This window comes from Collinsella sp. TF07-1 (genome assembly GCF_003437235.1).
Lineage (GTDB): Bacteria > Actinomycetota > Coriobacteriia > Coriobacteriales > Coriobacteriaceae > Collinsella.
The window spans coordinates 1-21566 of record NZ_QSRV01000008.1 but is presented as its reverse complement, the minus strand read 5'-3'; the positions used below and the strand labels follow the sequence as shown (position 1 = coordinate 21566).

The following is a 21566-nucleotide window of genomic DNA, read 5'->3' as shown; positions in this document are numbered from 1 at the left end:
CCCCCCCCCGCCTCAATCTTGCGGACCGCACGGGTCGAGATAGCCTGCGCCAAATGCAGCGAGCTTACCGAATGAATCAGCTCGGCCGAGCCCAGAACCGCATTGATCTTGTTGGTCTGCAGGTTGCCAATCATGTCAAAACGCACCGCAGGCAGCTCTGGATGTTCAGCCAAGCCCGCAAGCTTGCGAACGAGCTCCTGCGGGCGGTTCTCGGCAAAATGGCGATACCCTGCCTGGATAGCGGCAACGGTCTCATCGACGCCAACGGTCTTGGAGACGGCAATCAGACGTGCGGCATCGTGAGAACGGCCCGCGCGATCAAGTGCGGCATAAAAGCGTTCGAGAATCTGCTCGCGGCGAGCGCGCATCAAGTCCAAATAATTATCCATTGCTAATCGCCTCCGCTAACAGCCATACAAGTAGTCCCATGCTAACGCAAGAGCGCGGCCCTGCAGGTGCAAGGCCGCGCTCACTTAGGTATTTACAATCTTTCGACGAACGGAGCTACCCTACTCCTCGTCGTCCTCGGTGTCGTCCTCGTCCTCGAGGTGCTCGAGCAGGTAGCGAAGACCCTCGCTCACCTCGTGAGCAGGCACCTTGGCAACAAAGCGCGCATCGACGGCGGGCCTCATGATAACGCCCTCGCCCGAAGGCACGCGCATGCTCTCGAGCTCGTCCTCGTCCGTGCGGGCGATATCGCCGGCAGTCATGCGCTGGCCGGTCAAAAGGAAGGTCAGACGACAGGCTGCATCGATGGAAATCGAAGCGATACGATCGAGGTAGCGCGAAACCATGATGGCACGGCGTAGATCGTCATAGTTACTGTCGTCGTCCATAAAATCGCCCGTGTCCATGCGGTTGAAGGTACGGAAGAACTTCTCGTACGCCGCATGCACCGGCTCGTCCTCGACGGCCAGATTGCAGATGATGGACATGTCGTTGGTGACGAGCGCGGAAAGCGACGAACCCAGCACCTGGTAAACAGCTTCGGCCTCGGCCTCAACCGTACCGACGAGCTCCTGGGGCAGCGAGATGTCGGCCTTGACCATGTGGCGCGTGGCGCGGCAGATCTGGCGAACCTTATCGGTCATGCGCTGCAGGTTAAAGTCGACGTAGATAATCGTCTGCAGCAAGCGGAAGTCGGAGGCGACCGGCGACTGCGTGGCTATCAGGTTGTAGCACACGGCCTCCAAGTTGGCGCAGCGCGCGTCAATCGAAAGCGTGCGCTTCTTGGTCTTGGTGGCGAGCTTGCGGTCATCGGTCACATAGGCCTTCACGGCGTCGTGAAGCGCCAGATCGACGGCCTCGTAGATGCTCAGCATCTCATGACGGGCCTCGATGAGCTGACGGGAAAACAGTTTGCGCATGGTTCACTCCAATCAGTTGGGTGCGGTCATGCCGCCCGCACAGTGAATACGCACCGGACCAGGTCCGATCGGCTTGGGACTAGTCGCACCGATCAGCCAAAGCGGCCGGTGATATAGTCTTCCGTCCGCGAATCCACCGGGCTGGTGAAGATCGCGTCGGTTTGACCATACTCGATAAGCGTGGCGGGCTCGCCGGCAACTTCCTGCAAGAAGAATGCGGTGTAGTCACTAATACGAGCGGCCTGCTGCATAGAATGCGTGACGATGATGATCGTCATCTCGGGCGCCAGCTCGGCCATCAGATCCTCGACCTTAGAGACGGACGTGGGGTCGATGGCGGAGCAGGGCTCGTCCATCAGTAGGACATCGGGCTGCACCGCAAGCACACGCGCGATGCACAGACGCTGCTGCTGACCGCCCGAGAGCGCCAAACCGTCCTTGTTGAGCTGATTGGATACCTCTTTCCAGAGGTTGGCGCGCTTGAGCGATTCTTCCACGATGTCATCGAGGTCGCTTTTGCTAGTCACGCCCTGCAGACGAGGGCCAAAAGCGACATTCTCGTAGATGGATTTGGGAAACGGATTGGGCTGCTGAAAAATCATGCCCACGCGGCGGCGAAGGTCAACCGGGTCGACGCCCTCGGCATAGATATCGTTGCCGTCGAGCGTCATGGTGCCCTCGACGCGAGTGCCCTCGATCAGGTCATTCATGCGGTTGATGCAGCGCAAAAACGTCGATTTGCCGCAGCCCGAAGGACCGATAAACGAGGTGATGGCGTTTTTGGCGATGTTGAGGTCGAGCCCCGTCAGCGCATGAAAGTCACCGTACCAAAAGTTGAAATCCTTGGCCGTGATGGCCGCTTGCTCCGGCGTGGGAGCGGACTGATAGACGGACATGGGACTCCTTAACTAGCGGCGCTTGCGCGACAGATAGCGCGCAAACAGGTTGAAGGCCAGAATAATCGCCATCAGCAAAAGCGCGGTGCCGTAGGCTGCGTTCATGTTGATGCCGTCATTGGCGAGCAGATAAAGGTGAACGGTCATGGGACGACCGGAATCGAGCGGCAAAATAGGCAGGTTGATGGCCTGGCCCATGGTGTAGAGCACCACGGCGGTCTCGCCGATGGCGCGGCCTATGGCAAGGACAATGCCGGTGGCGATGCGGCCGAAGGCAGAGGGAAGCACGATCTTGGAGACGACCTGCCACTTGGTGGCGCCCAGGCCATATGCACCCCAACGGATATAGCGTGGAACGGCGCGGATTGCCTCCTCGGTGGTGCGCATGACGATAGGCAGCATCAGAAGTGCCAGCGCCAGCGCGGCAGAGACCATCGAAAGACCTAGGCCCATGGCCTCGACAAACAAGGCATAGCCAAAGAGGCCCATAACAATGGAGGGCACCGAGGCCAGGGCATCGGCAGCATAGCGAATGATGTCGACGACCTTGCCCTGCTTGGCGTACTCGGCCAGATAGACCGCAGCTAGGACGGCAACCGGCGTGCAGATGAGCATGGCGAGCGTCGTCACGTAGACGGTCGAGACGATCGTCGGCCAAATGCCGCCCTCGGCGTTGACGCCCTGGGGCCAACCGAAGATAAAGTCGAGCGAGATATGCGGCAGGCCGTTGATGACCACGTAGGCGATGATGGCGACCAGCACCAGCGTGGTGATGTATGCCGCGGCACGGAACACGCCAAGCATGATCTTGTTGGACAGGTCCTTGTTGATGCGACCCTTCTTGCCGTGGGAAAGGGCACGCTTAATGCGCTCGCGCGACGAAGTCGTATCGACCGTCGTTTCAACGGAATCGGACATAGCCTACCCCCTCTTCTTCTTGGAAAGCAGACGGACGATACCCACCAGTGCGGCGGAGATGATAAACAGCACCACGCCCATACCAAACAGTGCCGAGCGATGCAGGCCCGAGGAATAGCTCATGTCGAGCGCAATCTGACTCGTGAGCGTCGAGATAGGGCTCGAGATGCTATCCGGAATGACCGGAGCGTTACCCACGACCATAAGCACGGCCATGGTCTCGCCGATAGCACGACCCATGCCCAGCACGATGGCGTCCACGATACCCAGCTTGGCTGCGGGCAGCACGACCTTATAGATGGTCTGCCACTTGGTGGCGCCCATGGCATAGGATGCCTCGCGGATGCCCATGGGGATGGAGTTAAGGGCATCGATGGTGAGTGTCGTGATCGTGGGGACGATCATGATGGCAAGCACGAACCAAGCCGTCAGGGCACCAAACCCAAGACCGCCGGTCAGCTGCGCGATAAACGGGCGGATGATGATCATGCCGAAGAAGCCGTAGATGATGGAGGGAATACCCGCCAGCAGGTCGACGGCAGGGCTGATGAGCTTGCGCACGCGCTTGCTGGCAATCTCGACCAGATACACGGCTGTGCCCACACCTAGGGGCACACCCATGGCGAGCGCACCGACGGTCACCAGACCCGAGCCGGCAAGCAGCGACACGATGCCGTAGTGGCCCTCAGAGGGCGCCCACGTAAAGCTAAAGAAGTCCGCCAGACCGATGTCGGTAAAGACGGGCAGCGCCGAGTACGTGGTAAAGACAAAAATCAGGATGACGGTAACAACCGCCAAGAACGCGCAGGCAAAGAAAATCCACTGCAGCGCCTTCTCCTTGATATAGGTGCTGCGCGATACGAGCGCCAGCTCGCGCTTCTTGGGCGCCTGAGCATTCTGCTCAGTCTGGGAGTTTTCCTGTGCTTCCATGCTACTCACTCCCCTTCTCGTCGTTGGTGACGGGAATAAAGCCCGCCTCGCGAATCTGCTTGTCCATCTTTTCGGACGTCACGTAGTCGATGTAATCCTGCGCCCGCTGCGAAGGCGCACCCTTCACAAAGAAGTAAAGGTCGCGCGAGATGGGATAGCCGCCACTCGCGACCGTCTTCTCGGACGCCTCAACATGATTGACCGAGACGGCCTTGACCGAGGTCTTGGCGTTGAGGCTATCGACGAAGCCCAGCGAAATGTAGCCGATAGCCCCGCGCGAACGAGATACCACGTCGCGCACCTGGCCCGTGCCCGAAAGAACGGCGGAGCGGCGATCGAACGGGGTGCCGTCCATCACGATGGTGCGGAAGGCTTCACGCGTGCCAGACGCCTCATCTCGGTTGATAACCTGAATCCTCAGGTCCTCGCCACCGACTTCTTTCCAGTTGGTGATCTTGCCAGCATAGATATCGCGGAGCTGCTCGGTCGAGAGGTTATCGACGGGGTTGTCTTCGTTCACGATGACCGCGATACCGTCGTGGGCAATGACGATGGGAGTCAGGCCCAGATCCTGTTCGTCGGCATTGAGTCCACGGGAGGAGCTGGCGATATCGGCCGTGCCAGCGCTGACGGCTTCGATGCCAGCGGAAGAGCCCAAACCGGAAACGAGCACGTCGATGCCGGTCTCCTCCTTAAAGCCCTCTGCCGCAATTTCGGCGATAGGAAGGCAGGTCGTGGAGCCGGCCACAGTAATGGAAGAGGTAGAAGATCCCGAAGAACAGGCGCACAGCGTAAGCGTAAGCACAGCGGCGCTCAGGACCGATACGATCTTTCTCATAGCATCACGCCGATCGCAGCATGGCGCCCACAGGTGCCGTCCTCGTTACGGTAGGAATAAAAGCGGTCGTTCTGACGCACAGTCGAAAGCTGGGTATCCACGATATTATCCGCGTCCACACCGGCATCTACCAGCGCCTCACAAATGGCAGCGGAAAGATCGAGCATGCGAGAGGCACTCGCATCGATGCAAGAGAACTCGACGGCAAAGCGATCCATGAGTTCCTGGGATACCTCATATTCGTCAGCCAAGATATGGGGGCCGATATAGGCGGAAACGTCGCTCGCATCGCAGCCGGCAGCATCGCAAAGCGCCTGGCACGCCTTGGCAGAAATACGTGCAATCGTGCCCTTCCAACCGGAGTGCACCACGGCAAATCCGCCAGGGGCCACCAGCACCACGGGAACGCAGTCGGCAAAGCAGAGCAGCACGGGCACGTCATGGGCCGTACAGACGATGGCATCGCAGCCCTCGGCAATCTGCTCGCGAACAGCCTCAAGATCGTCGGCGCCGTTCGAAGTCACCGTAACGATATGGTCACCATGTACCTGATTGGGCACGAGCAGATTATGCTCGCACTCAGTGGCGCCCATCGCTTCGAGCGCTCGACGACGATTTTCTTGAACAGCAAAGGGGTCATCGCCTACATGCGAGCCCAGGTTGAGCGAGGAGTACGCATCTTCAGAAACGCCACCGGTGCGCTCGGTAAAGGCAAAGCGAACATCGGATGTCGCGCCCTCGACCAACGTAACTCCATCATGGTCGACACGCGAAACGTTGTCCGCACGTGCTGCCATACTAAAGCCTCCTAATAACACAAGTACCGCGGCATCGCCGCTACAGCCAGCGTTTATACGGCTGTCATACTTCCCTAAAAGGATACCCGCAGCGGTAGGGACCAAACGTAAAGGGAACGTAAGGAGATTGGAGGCTTTCGTTTACAAACGAGAAACAAAACGGGGTGCATCCAAATGGACACACCCCGTGCAGGTCGTTGAGAAAAACGAACTAGAAGCTACCGCGCTTCAGGAAGTCGGGAAGCTCGAACTGGTCGTTGCCAAAGTTGGGCAGCTCGGTACCACCGACGTTGCGGGTCGGAGCGGCCTGAGCCGGGCTGGCAGCCGGAGCGGTGCGCTGCGGCTCAGCGGAGGCAGCGGCCTTGCTCTGAGACTGCTGAGCAGCAAAGAGCTCGTCCTGACGGTTGACGTTGGAATCGGAGAAGCCCGTAGCGATGACGGTGATACGCACCTGATCGCCCAGGGACTCGTCGACAACGGTACCGAAGATGATGTTGGCCTCGGGGTCGACGGCGTTGGCGACAACGTCGGCGGCGTCGCTGATCTCCTGGATGCCCAGGTCCTTGGAACCAGCGATGGAGAGCAGCACGCGCGTGGCACCATCGATGGAGCTCTCGAGCAGCGGGCTGGAGATGGCCTGCTGGGCAGCGTCGACGGCACGTGTATCCCCAGAAGAGGTACCGATACCCATCATGGCGGTACCGGCCTGCTTCATGATGGTCTTAACATCGGCGAAGTCCAGGTTGATGATACCGGGGACGGTGATGAGGTCGGTGATGCCCTGGGTGCCCTGGGAAAGGACGCCATCGGCAATCGCGAAGGCCTCGAGCATGGTGGTCTTCTTCTCGGCGATGTCGAGCAGCTTATCGTTAGGGATGACGATCATGGTGTCGACGCAATCGGAGAGGGTCTTGATGCCCTCCTCGGCGCTCTTCTTACGCTTGCGGCCCTCGAAGGTGAAGGGCTTGGTCACGACGGCGACGGTCAGTGCGCCGACCTCGTTCATCGCGATATCGGCAACGATGGGAGCAGCGCCGGTACCGGTGCCGCCGCCCTCGCCGCAGGTGATAAACACCATGTCGGCGCCAGCGAGCGCCTCGGCGATGTCGTCGCGGGACTCATCGGCAGCCTTGCGGCCAACCTCGGGATTGGCGCCGGCGCCCAGGCCGCGGGTAAGGTCGGTGCCGATGTGCACCTTGATATCGGCATCAGAGATCGCGAGTGCCTGAGCATCGGTGTTGATGGCAACAAACTCGACGCCGCGGATGCCCTCTTCGATCATTCGATTGACCGCGTTGGTACCGCCGCCGCCGACGCCGACCACCTTAATGACGGCAAGGTAGTTGTTGATCTCTGTCTCGTGCATGTCGGTCCTCCGAACAAAGGTTATAGCCATAGCATGGGTCGACCCCTGCGCACATTAACCTTCAGGTTGAAAGTAAATGCAAAGGTAAACCGTATTATGTTTGCACATTATGAACGTATCAGTCAAATAATTGACCGTGAAAACCAAACAAACCAGATAAACGGCGTGGTATGGCCCCTCAACAAAGCATCAACCAGCGCTACGAGGTCGGAACATTCCTAAATGTGTAGTTGCCCGGAGAGCGCACATTGATATACGTTACGCCCTCTACCTGCGAAAGCAACTTGGTGACTACGCGTTCCTTCTTGGCGATATCGTCCGAATCGCCCAGCGACACCTCAATGCCGTTATTGAGGTTTGCCGAGATAGCTTCGACCGAAGGCGTGGAAATATCCTTGACTTGTCCCAAGAACTCGCTCGAAAAACCACGCACATAATCCAGGCCGGCCTTAACGGCTTTGGAGTTCACCGCCTGGCCGGAAACCGGAGCGACATCCGTCGAGACATCAGTCAACAACACCGCGCCATAATGCTTGGCGAGCGCCAGCGCGGCATCGATTCCGGTCAAGGTATTTGAGCCCTGCCCTGTCGTGATGACGTTGCCCTGGTCGTCCACTTCGACCGACGTCGACAGCGGGGCGATCCAGGTGTCATCGTCTCCGATAGCCCAGGCAAGGTCGTCGGAGCTGATATATGCAATGGCGATAACTTTACGCTCCGTCGGCGTGATGATAAGCGTATGGGGAAACTGGCGCTGGACATCTACGCCCGAGACCCACGGGTTTTGCTTGAGATCCTCGGTAATCTGGTCGGGATCGACGTTAAAAAGCGACGTTCCCTCGGGCAAGTCGATCAGCTGGATAGCATCGTGCTTCGTCACATGCTCGCTGCCTTGAATCTGAATATCAGTGGCAGTAAACAATCCAGAGTTGATCACCACGATGACAACGACGACGAGCACGGCCAAGACGGCCAAAACGCCGCCCACGATTTTGCCTTTGCCTGTAACGACAGAAGCGGCGTCTGATGTTTTATTTGCCATCGCTCCAAGTGAAGATAACGGGTTGAAGCCTTTTTTACTCGAAGGCTTCTTGGCGGTAGCCGGCACCGATGTCAGCGAGCGCGGTTTCGATGCGCCCAGCGTGCGGCCTGGACGCGCCGCTTTAGTTCCCGTCGAGGGCTTGGGAGTTGCCATGGGACGGGCAGGCTTGGCGCCCATAACAGGCTTTGACGTCACCGAGGGACGCGAGGACTTTTTTGCGGCCGGACGATTACCGAGCTGCGAGCCGACGACCGGACGACTGGCCTGTCGAGCATGCCCGACAGACTTAGAGTGCGCGACGGTATTGCGTTGAGGTTTGGCAGGCGCGCCGGAACGCCCTCCGGCGCGGCGGAAGGTGGGTTTCGATGCTCTAGAAGCCGAGGAATTTAACTTCCGGTCTGAGCTCGATGCCATACGCCTCCCTCACCTTTCCGTGCACATGTCTGATAACCGCGGCAACGTCATCGGCCGAGGCAGTTCCGTTATTAACGATAAAATTAGCGTGAACGGGCGAGACTTCCGCGCCGCCAATTGAAAAACCCTTTAATCCACAATCCTCGATAAGCTTGCCCACACTCGCATCGGGCGGGTTGCGAAAGACCGACCCGCAGGATGCGCGACCCATGGGCTGCGTACGCTTGCGCCTTGTAAGGTACCGCTCCATGCGCTCGCGAATGTCGGCCTTGGGCGCCGGTTTAAGCTTGAGCACGCACTCGAGGATGATCTCATTGCGGGGAAGGCTACATTCGCGGTAGCCCCAAGTGATCTCGGACCCCGCATAATGCTTGATACCGGATGCCGGGTCAAACGTTACGACATCCTCAACCAGCGAGCCAATCCACTCGGTCCGCGTGCCGGCATTCATAGATATCGCACCGCCGACCGAACCAGGAATGCCAACGGCAAACTCAAGGCCCGAGAGGCTACGCGACAGGGCATCGTTGACCAGGCGCGCAAACATCACGCCCGCACCGACCGTCAGCGTACAACCGTCATCGGCAACAACCGTGCGCTGAAACTCACGTCCGAGCGAAATGACGGCACCGCGATAACCGCCATCGGCAACCAGCAGATTGGAGCCCTTGCCGATGATGACCCACGGCACCTGCTCGCGATCGAGCACCGCCACGGCGCGGCGGAGGGCATGATAGCTATGGCACGTCACAAAGAGGTCGGCCTTGCCGCCGATACGATAGCTCGTATGACGCGCAAGGCGCTCGTCCTCGATCACATCCGTGTCGATCATGCCCGAGAGCGCCATGACGGCGTTAAACAGACCCATTAGACTTAAGCGTCTTTCTTGGCAGTCAGATACTCAATGAACTCGGGACCGACGGTCGTAACGTCGCCGGCACCCATGGTGAGCAGCAGGTCGCCCTCGCCCACCATCTGCTCGAGCTCCTGATTGAGCTCAAGACGGCTGGAGCAGTACACGACCTCCTTGCCAGGATGCTTGGCGCGCACGGTATCGGCGAGCATCTTAGAGGTGACACCCGGAATGGGCATCTCGCCAGCCGAGAACACATCAATCAGCAGCAGTTTATCGGCATTGGCAAATGCATCGGCAAAGTCGTCGCACAGGGCCTGCAGGCGCGAATAGCGGTGCGGCTGGAACACGACGTCGACGTGCTTGTAGCCCAGCGACGAAGCGGCGGCAAGCGTCGCCTTGATCTCGGTGGGGTGATGGCCGTAATCATCGACCACGGTGATGCCATCGATATCGCCCACGTGGGTAAAGCGACGGCGGACGCCCTCAAAGCTCGAGAGCGCCTTGGCGGCGGCGTCGATGTCAAGGCCCAGGACATGGGCGACGGTGAGCACGGCCGTGGCGTTGAGCATGTTGTGGCGACCGGGATTGCTCTTGATCTCCACAGCGTGCTCAGTGCCGTCCTCAAAGCGAACGATAAAGTCACTCTGGATGCCCTTGACATCCGGGTGCACGCAGACGATGTCGTTGCTCTCGGCAAAGCCGTAGGAAAGCACGTGACGGCCCGTCGACTTGGCGAGCTCGACCAGATGCGGGTCCTCGCCGCAGACGATGACGGTGCCGTCCTCGCCCACCAGGCTCATGAATTTGGCGAAAGTTGCCTCGATCTCCTCGATACCCGAGTAGTGATCGAGGTGGTCGGCCTCGACGTTGGTCACAATGACCACGTTGGGGTTCAGGAACAGGAAGGAGCTGTCGGACTCGTCGGCCTCGGCGACAAAGTAGCCGCCGGAGCCGTTCTTGCCGTTCGTGTCATAGCCCTCGACGATGCCGCCGATCAAGAAACTCGGATCCAGACCCATGCGGTCGAGCATAGTGGCGCACATCGAAGACGTGGTGGTCTTGCCATGCGTGCCGGCAACAGCGACGGTGGTGTAGCCGTGGCCCAAAGCAGAGAGCATCTTGGCACGGGGCCACACGGGAATACCAAGCTCGCGAGCGCGAACGAGCTCAGGGTTGGACTCCGGAATAGCGGTGGAGACAACAACCACGTCGGGCTTGACCTCGTCGATCGTGGCTGCCTCATGGCCCACGTGCACCTTCACACCAGCGCGGGTAAGCTGGCGGATATAACGTGACGTCTTAAGGTCGGAGCCGGTAACGGCATAACCGCGCTCGTGCAGAACGAGGGCGATGCCGCTCATGCCGGCGCCGCCGATACCGATAAAGTGGGCGCTCTTAAACTCGGGCGCGGAGGTTGCAGTCTGGGAATCAGCCATGTGCTCGTGTACTCCTTGCGTAAACACTGCCTGTAACCCGTTAACTGTACCGCACCTACCGCATCAGCGCGAGGGCGACCGACGATATCCCGTCTAACTAACGCAAACCCTCTACCGCATCGGCCAGAAGAGCGGCGGCCCTATCCTGAGCCAGACCACGCGCCGCCTGACGCATGACGTCGCGCTCTGCCGCGTCATCGACCAGGTGCAGCAGCTCATCGGCAAAGGCAGAACCGTCGATATCGGCATCGGCACAGAGCACGCCGGCCCCGGCGTCGACCAGATAACGGGCATTGGTGGTTTGGTGGTCGGCCGTCGCATGCGGATACGGCACGAGTATCGAGGGCACGGCGAGCGCAGCGATCTCGGCCACGCTCGATGCACCCGAACGCGAGAGCACCAAATCGGCAGCAGCCAGCATATCGCCCATGTTGTCGATGTAAGGCTGGACGCGGTAACGCTTCGCCTCCTCGGGCGTCAGCGCCAAAGCGCGCTCGGTCTCCTCAAAGCCGTCGGCACCCGTCGAATGCAACACATAGAGGTTCTTGCGCGAAAGCAGCTCGTTTTTGAGCGAAACCGCGCGCTCGTTGAGGTGCTGGGCGCCAAGTGAACCGCCAAAGACGAGCAGCAGCGTAGCGTCCTCGGGAACGCCAAGTGCCTTGCGGCCGCGAGCGCGATCGCCCTCGATCACCGAGCGACGTACGGGGTTGCCGGTCATGAGCACGTGGTCAGGGTCACCTTCGCGCTCAAAGACCGAGCGCGCTGCCGGCACCGAGATGCACACGCGAGCGGCGTGGGAGTTCATCATCTTGTTGGCCAGGCCCGGAACAGAGTTCTGCTCATGTAGCAGATACGGAACGCCTGCGCCCTTGCACCACCCCAGCAGCGGAACCTCGACATAGGCACCAAAACCGATGGCAGCATCGGGCTTGCCGACCTTTGAGAAATGACTGGCGAGCGCACGCTTGGCCTTGTTGACACGCCACAGCGAGGTCAGCGCCGTCCAGGGACGGGAGCGGTCGAAGCCCGTGACCGTAATGGGCACAAAATCAAACCCAGCCTCGGGGACCAGACGACCCTCGAGCTTGCGCGACTGGCCCACGAACACAACGTGGTGGCCACGGTCATGCAGCTCCTCGGCCAAAGCGAGCGCGGGGTTAATGTGTCCTGCCGTGCCGCCGGCTGCAATAGCAACGGTCATCTTATCGGTCATGGTAGTCCCTTCGTACACGCGGTCCCTGGTCGTCGGTGCGCAAACGCGCCGACGGGTCCGAGTTCAAATCGATTCGATTATATCCGCCGCCCGCGCTGCGAGGGCTGGGGCGCTGCGGACGACCTTGCGGCGCCGTCCGCGGACGTGGACGAGCTGCCGGCTCGGTCGCAGAGCCATCCAGAACGGTAAAGCCGCTACGCGAAGGTCGTTCACCGCGCACATGGGCCACGCCGGCGGTGCTCTCGTCCATAACGGCAAAGCTCTCACGGCGGCGGTCATACTCATCGCGGCGGGCGCTCTCGTACGAAACGCGCAGAATCAACCCGGCAAGCATAAGCGACACGATAATCGACGAACCGCCGTAGCTAATAAACGGCAACGGTTTGCCCGTCATGGGAAACACGTTGAGGATGCCAAGCGCGTTAATCAAAAACTGCACCGCGAGAATGACCGCGGAGCCAGACGCCATAAGCGCGCCCCGACGATCGGTCGCCTGCTCGGCAATGCGAAACGCCGAGTAGATCAGCATCGCAAACACCAAGAAGAACAGCACGGTTCCGACAAAACCGACTTCCTCGCCAATGATGGCCAGGATGTAGTCATTGTGCGCCTCGGGCAGATACGAGTACTTCATGGTTGAGTTGCCGATGCCACGGCCGAACAGACCGCCCGAGGCAAAGGCCATGATGGCAAGCGTGGCCTGATAGCCGTCACCATACTCGTCGGCCCAAGGGTTCAAGGCAACCTGGATACGCACCATACGGTACGGCTCTGCGACAAGCGCAATCACGATCACGAGAATGCCGAAGATTATCACGCCGATGATAAATCTGGGGTCGAGACCCGCAAACAACGCCATGCACATGAGGGTCAACAGGATGATCAGGACGGTACCGAAATCGGGCTGGATAAAGATCAGAAAGAGCGAAATTCCCAGGTAGATGCCCATCTTGCGAAGGAATTCGTTGATGTTGCCACCGGGCGAAAAGAAGCGATCAAGCATGATGGCCGAATACGCAATGGCAAATGGCTTTAAAAACTCGGAAGGCTGGAACTGAATACCGGCGATGTTGAGCCAGCGCGTGGCGCCACGGCTGCCGCTTCCCACCAAGAACACCAGCAGAAGCAAGAACATCATGCCGATAAGGAAGATCCTAAGCACATCCTCCCCAAACCAGCTGTCCGGCAAAACGCGCACGATGGCAATCAGCGCCAGAACACCAACCACGGCAAACGCGGCCTGTCGACCCAGGAAAAACGTCGCCGAGCCATTCTCGTGCAGCGCCTCGACCGAAGACGCCGAGTACACCATCAACAGGCCAAAGCACACCAAAGTAAACAGGCAGGCCATAAATATCAAACGGGGGCGCATGATGCGGGCGGGAACGCCGGCAATATAGCGTTCGCTAAACGACTGCCCGCCGCGACCGGAACGCGGTGTGCTACGCCGCGAGGAAGCACGGTCCGAGTCGGGCCTCCTCATACCTTGTCGGGGGCTCTCCTCTCTCACCGGCAACCCCTATTCCATTTGCGATTTCGCTGCAGCGGCAAGCTGGGCCACATAGTCCTTAAACACGCGGCCGCGCTCCTCATAGCCCGAGAACTCATCGAACGAAGAGCAGGCAGGAGAAAGTAAGATCACGTCGCCACGGCTCGACAGCGAACGGGCAACGTCCACGGCATCGCGTAGGTCATCCGCTTGGGCGATATCCACATCGCCATCGACATCGGCCTCGTCCATAGCGGCGGTGAAGCGCTCGCGCGCATCGCCAAAGCAGACGACCGAGCGCACGTTATCCATAACAACGCGCGCGAAGTCCGTGAGCGGCGTGCCCTTATCGTGGCCGCCGAGCAGCAAGATCACATCGTCATCGGGAAATGCCGTCAGCGCCTTCTCGACCGCATCGGTGTTGGTCGCCTTGGAATCGTTGACGTAGCGCACGCCGTCAATCTCGCCACACGGCTCCACGCGGTGCTCGAGCGGCTGGAACGAGGCCAGACCGCGGCAGACGCCATCGACATCGGCACCGACTGCCAGGGCAGCCGTGGCAGCGCACAGGGCATTGATGACATTGTGATGGCCCGAGATCTTGAGCTCGGATGCAGCGATGAGCGGGGTCTCGACGCCCTTCAGGCGCACGACCATCTTGCCGTCGCGCACAAAGGCGGCATCCTCGCCCTCGGGCTCGTCAAAAGCGACCTTGCAGATGCGGCGACCCGGCGTATAGATGTACTCATCGAACTCGTGAATGCCAGCGTCTTCGACGTCGACAACCACCAGATCGTCATCGACCATATTGTCAAACAGCTTGATCTTGGCAAGCGCATAGTTCTTATGGCTCTTATGCCAGCCCAAGTGGTCGGGAGTGATGTTGAGCAGCACTGCCACGCGAGGGTGGAGCTCGGTGGTCGTAGCAATCTGATAGCTCGAGAGCTCAGCCACAAACCACTCGTTGTGGGCTCGGCCGTCAATCTCGTTGACCGGCGGCTCGCCGATGTTGCCGACAGCTACGCTGGCCTCGCCGGCAGCCTTGAGCAGATAATCAGTCAGCGACGTGGTGGTCGTCTTACCGTTGGTGCCCGTGATGGCAATCCAGTTATCGGGCGACAGGCGATAGGCAAACTCTGGCTCACCCATAATCTGAGCGGCATGTTCGCGCCCGGCCTTAAAGAAGCCCGAGAACTCCGAGATGCCCGGGCACGTCACGCATACGTCATAGGCGCCCTCGACCTGTTCGGTCCCATAGACAAACGACGCACCAGCAGCCTCGAGCGCACGCGTGGCGTCATTGGGCTCAGAGGTGCCGCCGCCATACACGGTAACGGCACTTACGCGCTCGGGATGTGCCAGCGCCCAGCGGGCGACATCGAGACCGGATTTGCCCTGACCCAAAACGAGCAGGCTAAAGACATCAGCAAGAGGCATGAAAGACCACTATCCCAACTGGAAGAACAAAGCAAGGCCAACGGCACCAAAGGCCGCAGCGATAATCCAAAAACGGATGACGACCTTGGTCTCGGCCCAACCCTTCTTTTCGAAATGATGATGGATGGGCGCCATAAGGAAGACGCGCTTGTGCGTAAAGTGGAAGTAGACAACCTGAATCATGACCGAAAGGGTCTCAACGATAAACAGGCCGCCGATGATAAGGGAGACGACCTCGGTGTTGGTCATGATGGACGTGCAGGCAAACGCGGCGCCCAGGGCAAGCGAGCCGGTATCGCCCATAAAGATGCTCGCCGGATAGCAGTTGAACCACAGAAAGCCCAAGCAGGCACCGGCACACGCGGTGCAGAAGATGGACAGGTTCACGTCTCCGTGCAAAAACGCCATGGCAGCCATGGCGAGCATGGCGATCATGGAGGTGCCACCAGCAAGACCGTCAAGGCCATCGGTCAGGTTCACGGCATTAGAAAGACCGGCGATCATCAGCCAGCAAAAGACAATGTAGAGCCACGGGAACGAATAGCCGCAGATGGTGGTCGAAAGCACGCCAAGGTCGATCGTCAACCCACCGGGAAAACGAATCTCGGGGGCGACGCCGCACCAGTTGACGGCAAGCACCGTAAAGGTGACACAGATAATGGTTAGGCCGATCATCTTGGCATGGGGCGTCAGACCGAGCGAGCGCCCATGCGTAACGGAGGTCAGGTCGTCGATCAGACCCAGCACGCCGGTCGCCAGCGTGGCGAGCAGCACGAGCACGAGCTCGGTGGTGAGCTTGCCCATCAGCAGGCAGGTCAGCGAGATCGCGATGAGGATGACAACGCCACCCATGGTGGGCGTTCCCTGCTTAACCAAATGACGCTTGGGGCCGTCGGCACGAACCTGCTGGCCGATACCCTCGACCTTGAGCAGCTTGATCCACCACGGCATGAGCAGCAGCGCAATGGCGGCGGCGATGCCAAGCCCCAAAAAAGCCTGATACGTTGGATACGAGGGATTGCCGAACATGGGCTAGCACACACCTTCCACAAAGCGGTCGAGCTCAACAAAGCGGGAACCCTTGACCAGTACAACATCATGTTTTTCAAGCGCGCCGCCCATGCGGTCGAGCACCTGCTGATAATCGGAGAACACCTGGATGCGGTCCTCGTCCATGCCCATCATGCGCGCGGCATCGGCCATAAGCTGGGCCAGCTCACCACCCACGCACGCCAGCATGTCGAGCTTCTTGGCGGCGGCATAGGCGCCCACGAGCTCATGCATGCGAGGAGCCTCATCGCCCATCTCGCCCATCTCGCCCAGGATCGCCATGCGAGACCCCGCGCACGAAAGCGAGCACAGCAGATCGAGACCGGCTGCCATCGATTCGGCGCTGGCGTTATAGGAGTCATCGATGATGCGTGCACCGCTCTTGGCGCGCTTGATCTCCTGGCGGTGACCGGTGATTGTGAGGCCCCTAAAGGCAGCATCGATCTGCTCGGGCGTCACGCCCAGGCGATAGGCAACCGCGGCGGCCTTAACGGCATTTGGAACGGACTGCACGCCGGGGATAGCAAGCATGGTATCGATTGTCTCGCCCTGACCAAAATCGAGCGTAAAGACCGGACGGCCCTCGTCATCAACACGAACTTCGCGGGCGCGGACCTCATCATCGTCCGAGACGCCGGCCAGCATCACATCGATACCAGCAGGCCGGGCGAACGTATCGCGAATGAACGGCGTAAAGTCGTCCTCACCGCCCAAAACCAGCAGCGGCAAGAAGTCGCCGGCGGCGCACATACCCTGGACAATCTCGGCCTTAGCGCGGGCGATGTTCTCGCGGCTGCCCAAAATGCCGATGTGAGAGGTGCCGATCTTACTCACGATGGCAAGGTTGGGATTGGCGGACTGGGACAGGCGCTCGATCTCGTGGAAATGGTTCATGCCCATCTCGAGCACCAGGACCTCGGTACCGGCCGGGGCGGAAAGCACCGTGAGCGGCATGCCGATCAGGTTATTGAAATTGCCCTTGGTGGCCCAGACACGATAGCGCTTGGCGAGTACAGCGGCGAGCACGTCCTTGGTCGTCGTCTTGCCGATGGAACCGGTAATGCCAACGACCAGGCAGCCAAGCTCCAGGCGGTACGCGTGCGCCAAACGAAGCAGAAACTCCTCGGGATCATCGGTCAGCAGGATGGCGCATCCCTTGTCCTGCGCCAGCGAGACCAACTCGGCATCGGGCTCACGCGTCATCACGACGGCGCCGGCACCCGACTGGACGGCACGGGAAGCAAAATCATTGCCGTCGACGTTTTCACCGGGAAAGGCGACGAAAATCGTCCCTTCCTCGACCTGGCGCGAGTCGATAACGCACCCGCGGCATACCCGATCGACTTCTCCCGTCACGGTTCGGGCCCCTGTTGCGGCCGCGAGGTTGTTGACGGCGATCTCTATCATTGCAGCTCCCCTGTAAACCTAATAATGCTATCGGCGTATTGTATCCCAGCGCCGCGCATGCGTGGTGCAGGGCATGTGAACACCCCTCATATGGGACAACAAACCACGCCCCAAAGATTGTAACCCCCTACTTCGTGCGCGGGATGCCCAGCACGTCGAGCGCGTTGGCCATAATGGACTGGAACGGCACCGCAGCGGCATCTGAGCCGCTCGGCGTTCCGTCGAGCGTGATATAGCACAGCACCTTGGGTGATTGTGCCGGCGCAAAGCCCATAAAGGACGACATGTAGTTCTCCTTGAGGTAGCCGCCGTTCTCGTCGGCACGTTCGGCCGTGCCGGTCTTGCCCGCCACGTCATAGCCGTCAACCGCGCCGCCAACGCCCGTTCCCTCCGACACGACCGTCTGCATGCACGATGTCACCTGGGATGCTGCATCCTCAGAAATCGCACGCTCGCCTTCGCCCCAGTCCTTCTCGTCGCCTTTGCTGGACTTATAGAAGTGCGGGGTCATCATCACGCCGCCGTTGGCGATGCCGCCCACGGCACGTGCGATCTCAATCGGCGAGACAGACAGCGCCTGTCCAAAGCTCATCGAGCCCAGCGTGGCGCCGTCATACTGGTCACGCTCCTTGACGATGCCCAGGCTCTCGCCCGGAAAATCTACACCAGAGCTGTGACCGATGCCCCACTTGTCCACATAGGCGGCAAAGTCGTCGGCACCGATCTTGCGCCCCACCAGGACAAAGCCCACGTTGGACGAACGGCGCATCATCTCGCGCACATCCATGGTCATGGCATAGTTGCGCTTGTCGGGATCGGTGACGGTATCGTCGCCCACCTTGATGCTCGCCGGCACCTCAAACGACGTACTCGATCGCACGACGCCCAAGTCGAAGCCGGCGCCCGCCACGAGTGTCTTAAAGACCGAGCCGGGCTCGTAGGCGTCGGTAACCAGGCGCAGGTTCATATCCTCGGTCTTGGCGTTTTCCAAATCGGTCTGGTCGTAGGTCGGATACGAGCAGGCTGCCAAGATCTCTCCTGTCGTAGGATCGGTGACCAGCGCCGAGCCGTTCTTGGCCTTAGTCTTCTCAACTGCCTCTGCCAGGGCATCCTCGGCCGCACGCTGGATATTGACGTCGAGCGTCGTCACGATATCAACGCCGTCGACCGCAGCCACCTTTTTATAGGCACCGCCCGCGATATAGCTGCCGTCCCTCGCGCGCTCGCGTACGAGAGAACCGTTCGTGCCGGTCAGAAGCTTGTTGTATTGCTTTTCGAGACCAGTCAAGCCGTCGTTGTCTACATTCACTACACCCAGCACCTGCGATGCCAGATTGCCGTATGGATATACGCGCTTCATGGCCTGCTCAAAAAGCACGCCGGGCAGGTTCTTCTTCTCCAGCGCCACAGCATCGTCTTCGTCCACCTGGCGCTTGATATACACCCAGGTTCCATCGGACTCGACGAGCTTGCGGCAGGTCTTTTTATCGATTCCAGTTGCCTTGACCAGCGCCGACACCGTCTTGTCAACGTCCTCGACAAGCTGCGGGTTCACGGCGATGTTGCGACATTCGACCGACGACGCCAGCACGTTACCGTTGCGGTCGTAGATGGTGCCACGTTTGGCATAGAGGGTCTGCGCAAGCAGGCGACGCGCATCGGCACGCTCGCGCAGTTTATCGGCTTCGACAATTTGATAGTCGGCAAGGCGAAAGACGCCCAAGCCCAAGCCAAGCCCGATGAATCCCATGACGGCTTTGCGGCGAGGCAGCGGCGTGCCCGTGAGCCATTCGGTCGACGAACTCTTGCGCGACCTGGTGTTATGCACTTGAGGGCCACCCGAGCCGCGAAGTCGCGACGCCGGGTCGTTGCCACGGGACCGCCCGGCGTTGTAAGATTGCCGACCCGTTCCTTGATAACCAGAACGTCCCCGCGACGAGGGACGTCCAGAACCGCGGCCCCCATCGGAACCGCGGCGATAGTCATTTGTCATACTCAGCTACCGTCTTGCTACTGAGCGGTCGCGGTCGCGTTGGCGCCCGCGGCTGCATCCTGCGAAAAGTCAAGTGTAACGCTCTCGCTGGGCTCCACCATGCCATAAGCGCCCGCAAGGTCGCGAATGCGCGTGTCGGCGCCATAGACCGAATGCATGACCTCCAGGTCGGAGCTCTCATCGGTCGCCTTTTCGAGCGTGTTGGTAAGCTCGGCGTTGCTGTTGAGCACCTGGGCCGTAACGCCGGCGAGCGCCACGCGGGCGACGCCGATCGTCATGAAGATAGCCGCAATGATGCAAAACGTTTTAAGAACGCTCATGAAAACCGGGCTTACCGCCTGGTTTGCCTGACGGCCCGCGCCCGTGTAGACATCAAAGCGCGGCGTGCGCTGCTCACGGGGAGCAACGGGGGCCTGCGGCGTCTCACGATAGGCGGGCATGGCGTTCATATCATAGGCGAGTGCTGCGTTTGAAGTGTTGTAGCCCATGATATGCCGCCTCCCATCCCGAGTACGTTGGTAGTGTGTTTAAGCTTCGTTTATGGTGCGAGCGGGAGGTCCAATATCGCGCGGTCGCGCCTACAGACGCTGCGCCACGCGGATTTTGGCTGATCTCGCCCGAGGGTTGCGCTCAACCTCATCAGGCTGGGCAACCAGGGGTTTGCGGGTGATGACCTTGAGTATCGGCACGTTGCCGCACACGCACACCGGAATCTCCGGCGGACACGTGCACCCCTGGCTCATCTCCTTAAAGTGATTCTTTACGATACGATCCTCAAGCGAGTGATACGAGATGACGCAGATACGTCCGCCCGGGTTGAGCCACCTGGTGGCGGCATCAAGCCCTCGTTCGAGCACATCGAGCTCGTGATTGACCTCGATGCGAATGGCCTGGAAACTTTTCTTGGCCGGGTGTCCGCCATGCCGACGAGCGGCAGCCGGGATACCCGCCTTGATGATCTCGACAAATTGCCCGGTGGTTTCGATCGGTTCTTGCTCGCGGCGGCGCACGATCTCGCGCGCGATCTGCGAGGCGAACTTCTCTTCGCCGTAGACGCGTAGAATCCGGGCGAGGTCGTGTTCGTTATAGGTGTTGATGACCTCAGCTGCGTTTAAGGTGTTATTACCCGGATCCATCCGCATGTCCAATGGGGCGTCCTCGTTATACGAAAAGCCCCTGCCAGGGATATCGAGTTGCGGTGACGAAACGCCCAAATCGAACAGGAAGCCATCGACCCCGGGCACCTCGGCCGAGCAAAGCAGCTCGTCCAAGTCGCCGAAGTTGCCCTTCAGCAGCTGGTGCGGAACGCCGGGAACCTCGCGGTCCAGACGGGCGCCAGCGGCCTCGAGGGCCATGTCGTCCTGATCGACGCCGAGCAAAAGGCCCGTCTCCCCCACCTGCGCGGCCATCTTTACCGAATGGCCGGCACCGCCAAGGGTGCAATCGCAGACAACGGAGCCGCTCTTTAGCCGCAGCGATTCAAGTACTTCGCCGAGCATGACAGGTTCATGCCGATATTCTTGTGTCAAGATCCCACGCTCCATCCGTTACCCGTGCCTTGCCCTTACGAGAAGAAGAGGTCCAGCAGGGCCTCATCGTCATCGTCCTCATCGGCCGTAGCGCGGTCCCAAACCTCAAGGTGGTCGTAGTTGCCCACAACCGTGACCTCGCGGTCGAGGTTCGCCTGCTTGCGGAGAGACTCGGAAAGACCGATACGACCGGCGCTGTCCACGTCCATCGACGTGGTGCGCTTGTTGATCGCCCTCATGAGCTTCTGGTCGTTAATGTCACGCGGGTTAAAACCCTCGTGGCCCTCACGACCCGCGAAGAGTCCTTCGACCCACTTATCGAAGGCCTCGGCAGAGAACACGTACAGAGCATCGACATCCAGGGCTTTGAACACGCGAACGTGCTCTCCAAGCTCCTCGCGAAGGGGTGCAGGCAGGGACAGACGACCTTTTGCATCGAGATTGCGCTCGTATGCACCAGTCATTCCCATGTGCGCCCTCCCCTCGGTTACTCAGATGGCACGTACGCGGGGAACCACCCCGCCTGTCGACGTCATCAATAATATGGGGAACCGCCCCATTTTTCAACACCTTTCCCCACCCCTTCCC

At 60.0% G+C, this 21566-nt stretch carries 19 protein-coding genes and 1 pseudogene; all 20 read right to left on the bottom strand.

Annotated features, from left to right (window positions below; genetic code table 11):
• Window positions 1–389: pseudogene (locus DXC67_RS10580) on the bottom strand (YggS family pyridoxal phosphate-dependent enzyme); the annotation flags it as partial.
• 120 nt (window positions 390–509) lie between these two features.
• Window positions 510–1367, bottom strand: a complete 858-nt coding sequence (locus tag DXC67_RS04565) for a PhoU domain-containing protein (protein ID WP_117637525.1) — start codon at window positions 1365–1367, stop codon at window positions 510–512.
• A gap of 92 nt (window positions 1368–1459) precedes the next feature.
• Window positions 1460–2263 carry a phosphate ABC transporter ATP-binding protein PstB gene (gene pstB / locus DXC67_RS04560; RefSeq protein ID WP_035137966.1) on the bottom strand — a complete coding sequence of 268 codons (804 nt, stop codon included), beginning with the start codon at window positions 2261–2263 and terminating at the stop codon, window positions 1460–1462.
• Window positions 2264–2275: 12 nt separating this feature from the next.
• Window positions 2276–3181 carry a phosphate ABC transporter permease PstA gene (gene pstA, locus DXC67_RS04555; protein ID WP_117637524.1) on the bottom strand — a complete coding sequence of 302 codons (906 nt, stop codon included), beginning with the start codon at window positions 3179–3181 and terminating at the stop codon, window positions 2276–2278.
• A gap of 3 nt (window positions 3182–3184) precedes the next feature.
• Window positions 3185–4111 carry a phosphate ABC transporter permease subunit PstC gene (gene pstC, locus DXC67_RS04550; protein ID WP_117637523.1) on the bottom strand — a complete coding sequence of 309 codons (927 nt, stop codon included), beginning with the start codon at window positions 4109–4111 and terminating at the stop codon, window positions 3185–3187.
• Window position 4112: 1 nt separating this feature from the next.
• Window positions 4113–4949, bottom strand: coding sequence for a phosphate ABC transporter substrate-binding protein (locus DXC67_RS04545; protein WP_117637522.1), 837 nt, complete (start codon window positions 4947–4949; stop codon window positions 4113–4115).
• Entirely contained in the window at window positions 4946–5746 is an 801-nt protein-coding gene (locus DXC67_RS04540) for a polyphenol oxidase family protein (RefSeq protein WP_089571585.1), read from the bottom strand. The genes DXC67_RS04545 and DXC67_RS04540 overlap by 4 nt, the downstream gene beginning before the upstream one ends.
• Before the next feature lie 211 nt (window positions 5747–5957).
• Window positions 5958–7112, bottom strand: coding sequence for a cell division protein FtsZ (gene ftsZ / locus DXC67_RS04535; RefSeq protein ID WP_055251674.1), 1155 nt, complete (start codon window positions 7110–7112; stop codon window positions 5958–5960).
• Window positions 7113–7311: 199 nt separating this feature from the next.
• Window positions 7312–8100 (bottom strand): cell division protein FtsQ/DivIB, encoded by a 789-nt coding sequence (locus tag DXC67_RS04530; RefSeq protein ID WP_233503159.1) that lies wholly within the window; start codon window positions 8098–8100, stop codon window positions 7312–7314.
• A 424-nt stretch (window positions 8101–8524) separates the two neighbouring features.
• Window positions 8525–9436: a UDP-N-acetylmuramate dehydrogenase gene (gene murB / locus DXC67_RS04525; protein ID WP_006234257.1), complete on the bottom strand. Its 912-nt coding sequence runs from the start codon at window positions 9434–9436 to the stop codon at window positions 8525–8527.
• A 5-nt stretch (window positions 9437–9441) separates the two neighbouring features.
• Window positions 9442–10860 (bottom strand): UDP-N-acetylmuramate--L-alanine ligase, encoded by a 1419-nt coding sequence (gene murC / locus DXC67_RS04520; protein WP_117637520.1) that lies wholly within the window; start codon window positions 10858–10860, stop codon window positions 9442–9444.
• Window positions 10861–10957: 97 nt separating this feature from the next.
• Window positions 10958–12073, bottom strand: coding sequence for an undecaprenyldiphospho-muramoylpentapeptide beta-N-acetylglucosaminyltransferase (gene murG, locus DXC67_RS04515; RefSeq protein WP_117637519.1), 1116 nt, complete (start codon window positions 12071–12073; stop codon window positions 10958–10960).
• A complete protein-coding gene (ftsW, locus tag DXC67_RS04510; protein WP_117637518.1) occupies window positions 12063–13556 on the bottom strand; it encodes a putative lipid II flippase FtsW in 1494 nt (497 codons plus the stop codon). Before ftsW ends, murG begins: the two co-directional genes overlap by 11 nt.
• Before the next feature lie 36 nt (window positions 13557–13592).
• Window positions 13593–14999: a UDP-N-acetylmuramoyl-L-alanine--D-glutamate ligase gene (gene murD / locus DXC67_RS04505; RefSeq protein WP_117637517.1), complete on the bottom strand. Its 1407-nt coding sequence runs from the start codon at window positions 14997–14999 to the stop codon at window positions 13593–13595.
• Window positions 15000–15008: 9 nt separating this feature from the next.
• Complete coding sequence (gene mraY, locus DXC67_RS04500) at window positions 15009–16028, bottom strand: phospho-N-acetylmuramoyl-pentapeptide-transferase (RefSeq protein ID WP_117637516.1); 1020 nt, start codon at window positions 16026–16028, stop codon at window positions 15009–15011.
• Between the two features lie 3 nt (window positions 16029–16031).
• Window positions 16032–17456 carry a UDP-N-acetylmuramoyl-tripeptide--D-alanyl-D-alanine ligase gene (murF, locus tag DXC67_RS04495; RefSeq protein ID WP_117637515.1) on the bottom strand — a complete coding sequence of 475 codons (1425 nt, stop codon included), beginning with the start codon at window positions 17454–17456 and terminating at the stop codon, window positions 16032–16034.
• A 127-nt stretch (window positions 17457–17583) separates the two neighbouring features.
• Complete coding sequence (locus tag DXC67_RS04490; RefSeq protein ID WP_369831359.1) at window positions 17584–19284, bottom strand: peptidoglycan D,D-transpeptidase FtsI family protein; 1701 nt, start codon at window positions 19282–19284, stop codon at window positions 17584–17586.
• 182 nt (window positions 19285–19466) lie between these two features.
• Entirely contained in the window at window positions 19467–19937 is a 471-nt protein-coding gene (locus tag DXC67_RS04485) for a hypothetical protein (protein WP_117584230.1), read from the bottom strand.
• A 90-nt stretch (window positions 19938–20027) separates the two neighbouring features.
• Window positions 20028–20993, bottom strand: a complete 966-nt coding sequence (rsmH, locus tag DXC67_RS04480) for a 16S rRNA (cytosine(1402)-N(4))-methyltransferase RsmH (protein WP_006234266.1) — start codon at window positions 20991–20993, stop codon at window positions 20028–20030.
• 20 nt (window positions 20994–21013) lie between these two features.
• A complete protein-coding gene (locus DXC67_RS04475; protein WP_035137949.1) occupies window positions 21014–21448 on the bottom strand; it encodes a division/cell wall cluster transcriptional repressor MraZ in 435 nt (144 codons plus the stop codon).
• Window positions 21449–21566: the final 118 nt, after the last annotated feature.

Coding starts and splice junctions, on each gene's coding strand:
- DXC67_RS04565 (WP_117637525.1), bottom strand. CDS start 1,367: ATGCGCAAACTGTTTTCCCGTCAGCTCATCGAGGCCCGTCATGAGATG.
- pstB (WP_035137966.1), bottom strand. CDS start 2,263: ATGTCCGTCTATCAGTCCGCTCCCACGCCGGAGCAAGCGGCCATCACG.
- pstA (WP_117637524.1), bottom strand. CDS start 3,181: ATGTCCGATTCCGTTGAAACGACGGTCGATACGACTTCGTCGCGCGAG.
- pstC (WP_117637523.1), bottom strand. CDS start 4,111: ATGGAAGCACAGGAAAACTCCCAGACTGAGCAGAATGCTCAGGCGCCC.
- DXC67_RS04545 (WP_117637522.1), bottom strand. CDS start 4,949: ATGAGAAAGATCGTATCGGTCCTGAGCGCCGCTGTGCTTACGCTTACG.
- DXC67_RS04540 (WP_089571585.1), bottom strand. CDS start 5,746: ATGGCAGCACGTGCGGACAACGTTTCGCGTGTCGACCATGATGGAGTT.
- ftsZ (WP_055251674.1), bottom strand. CDS start 7,112: ATGCACGAGACAGAGATCAACAACTACCTTGCCGTCATTAAGGTGGTC.
- murB (WP_006234257.1), bottom strand. CDS start 9,436: ATGGGTCTGTTTAACGCCGTCATGGCGCTCTCGGGCATGATCGACACG.
- murC (WP_117637520.1), bottom strand. CDS start 10,860: ATGGCTGATTCCCAGACTGCAACCTCCGCGCCCGAGTTTAAGAGCGCC.
- murG (WP_117637519.1), bottom strand. CDS start 12,073: ATGACCGATAAGATGACCGTTGCTATTGCAGCCGGCGGCACGGCAGGA.
- ftsW (WP_117637518.1), bottom strand. CDS start 13,556: ATGAGGAGGCCCGACTCGGACCGTGCTTCCTCGCGGCGTAGCACACCG.
- murD (WP_117637517.1), bottom strand. CDS start 14,999: ATGCCTCTTGCTGATGTCTTTAGCCTGCTCGTTTTGGGTCAGGGCAAA.
- mraY (WP_117637516.1), bottom strand. CDS start 16,028: ATGTTCGGCAATCCCTCGTATCCAACGTATCAGGCTTTTTTGGGGCTT.
- murF (WP_117637515.1), bottom strand. CDS start 17,456: ATGATAGAGATCGCCGTCAACAACCTCGCGGCCGCAACAGGGGCCCGA.
- DXC67_RS04485 (WP_117584230.1), bottom strand. CDS start 19,937: ATGGGCTACAACACTTCAAACGCAGCACTCGCCTATGATATGAACGCC.
- rsmH (WP_006234266.1), bottom strand. CDS start 20,993: ATGGAGCGTGGGATCTTGACACAAGAATATCGGCATGAACCTGTCATG.
- DXC67_RS04475 (WP_035137949.1), bottom strand. CDS start 21,448: ATGGGAATGACTGGTGCATACGAGCGCAATCTCGATGCAAAAGGTCGT.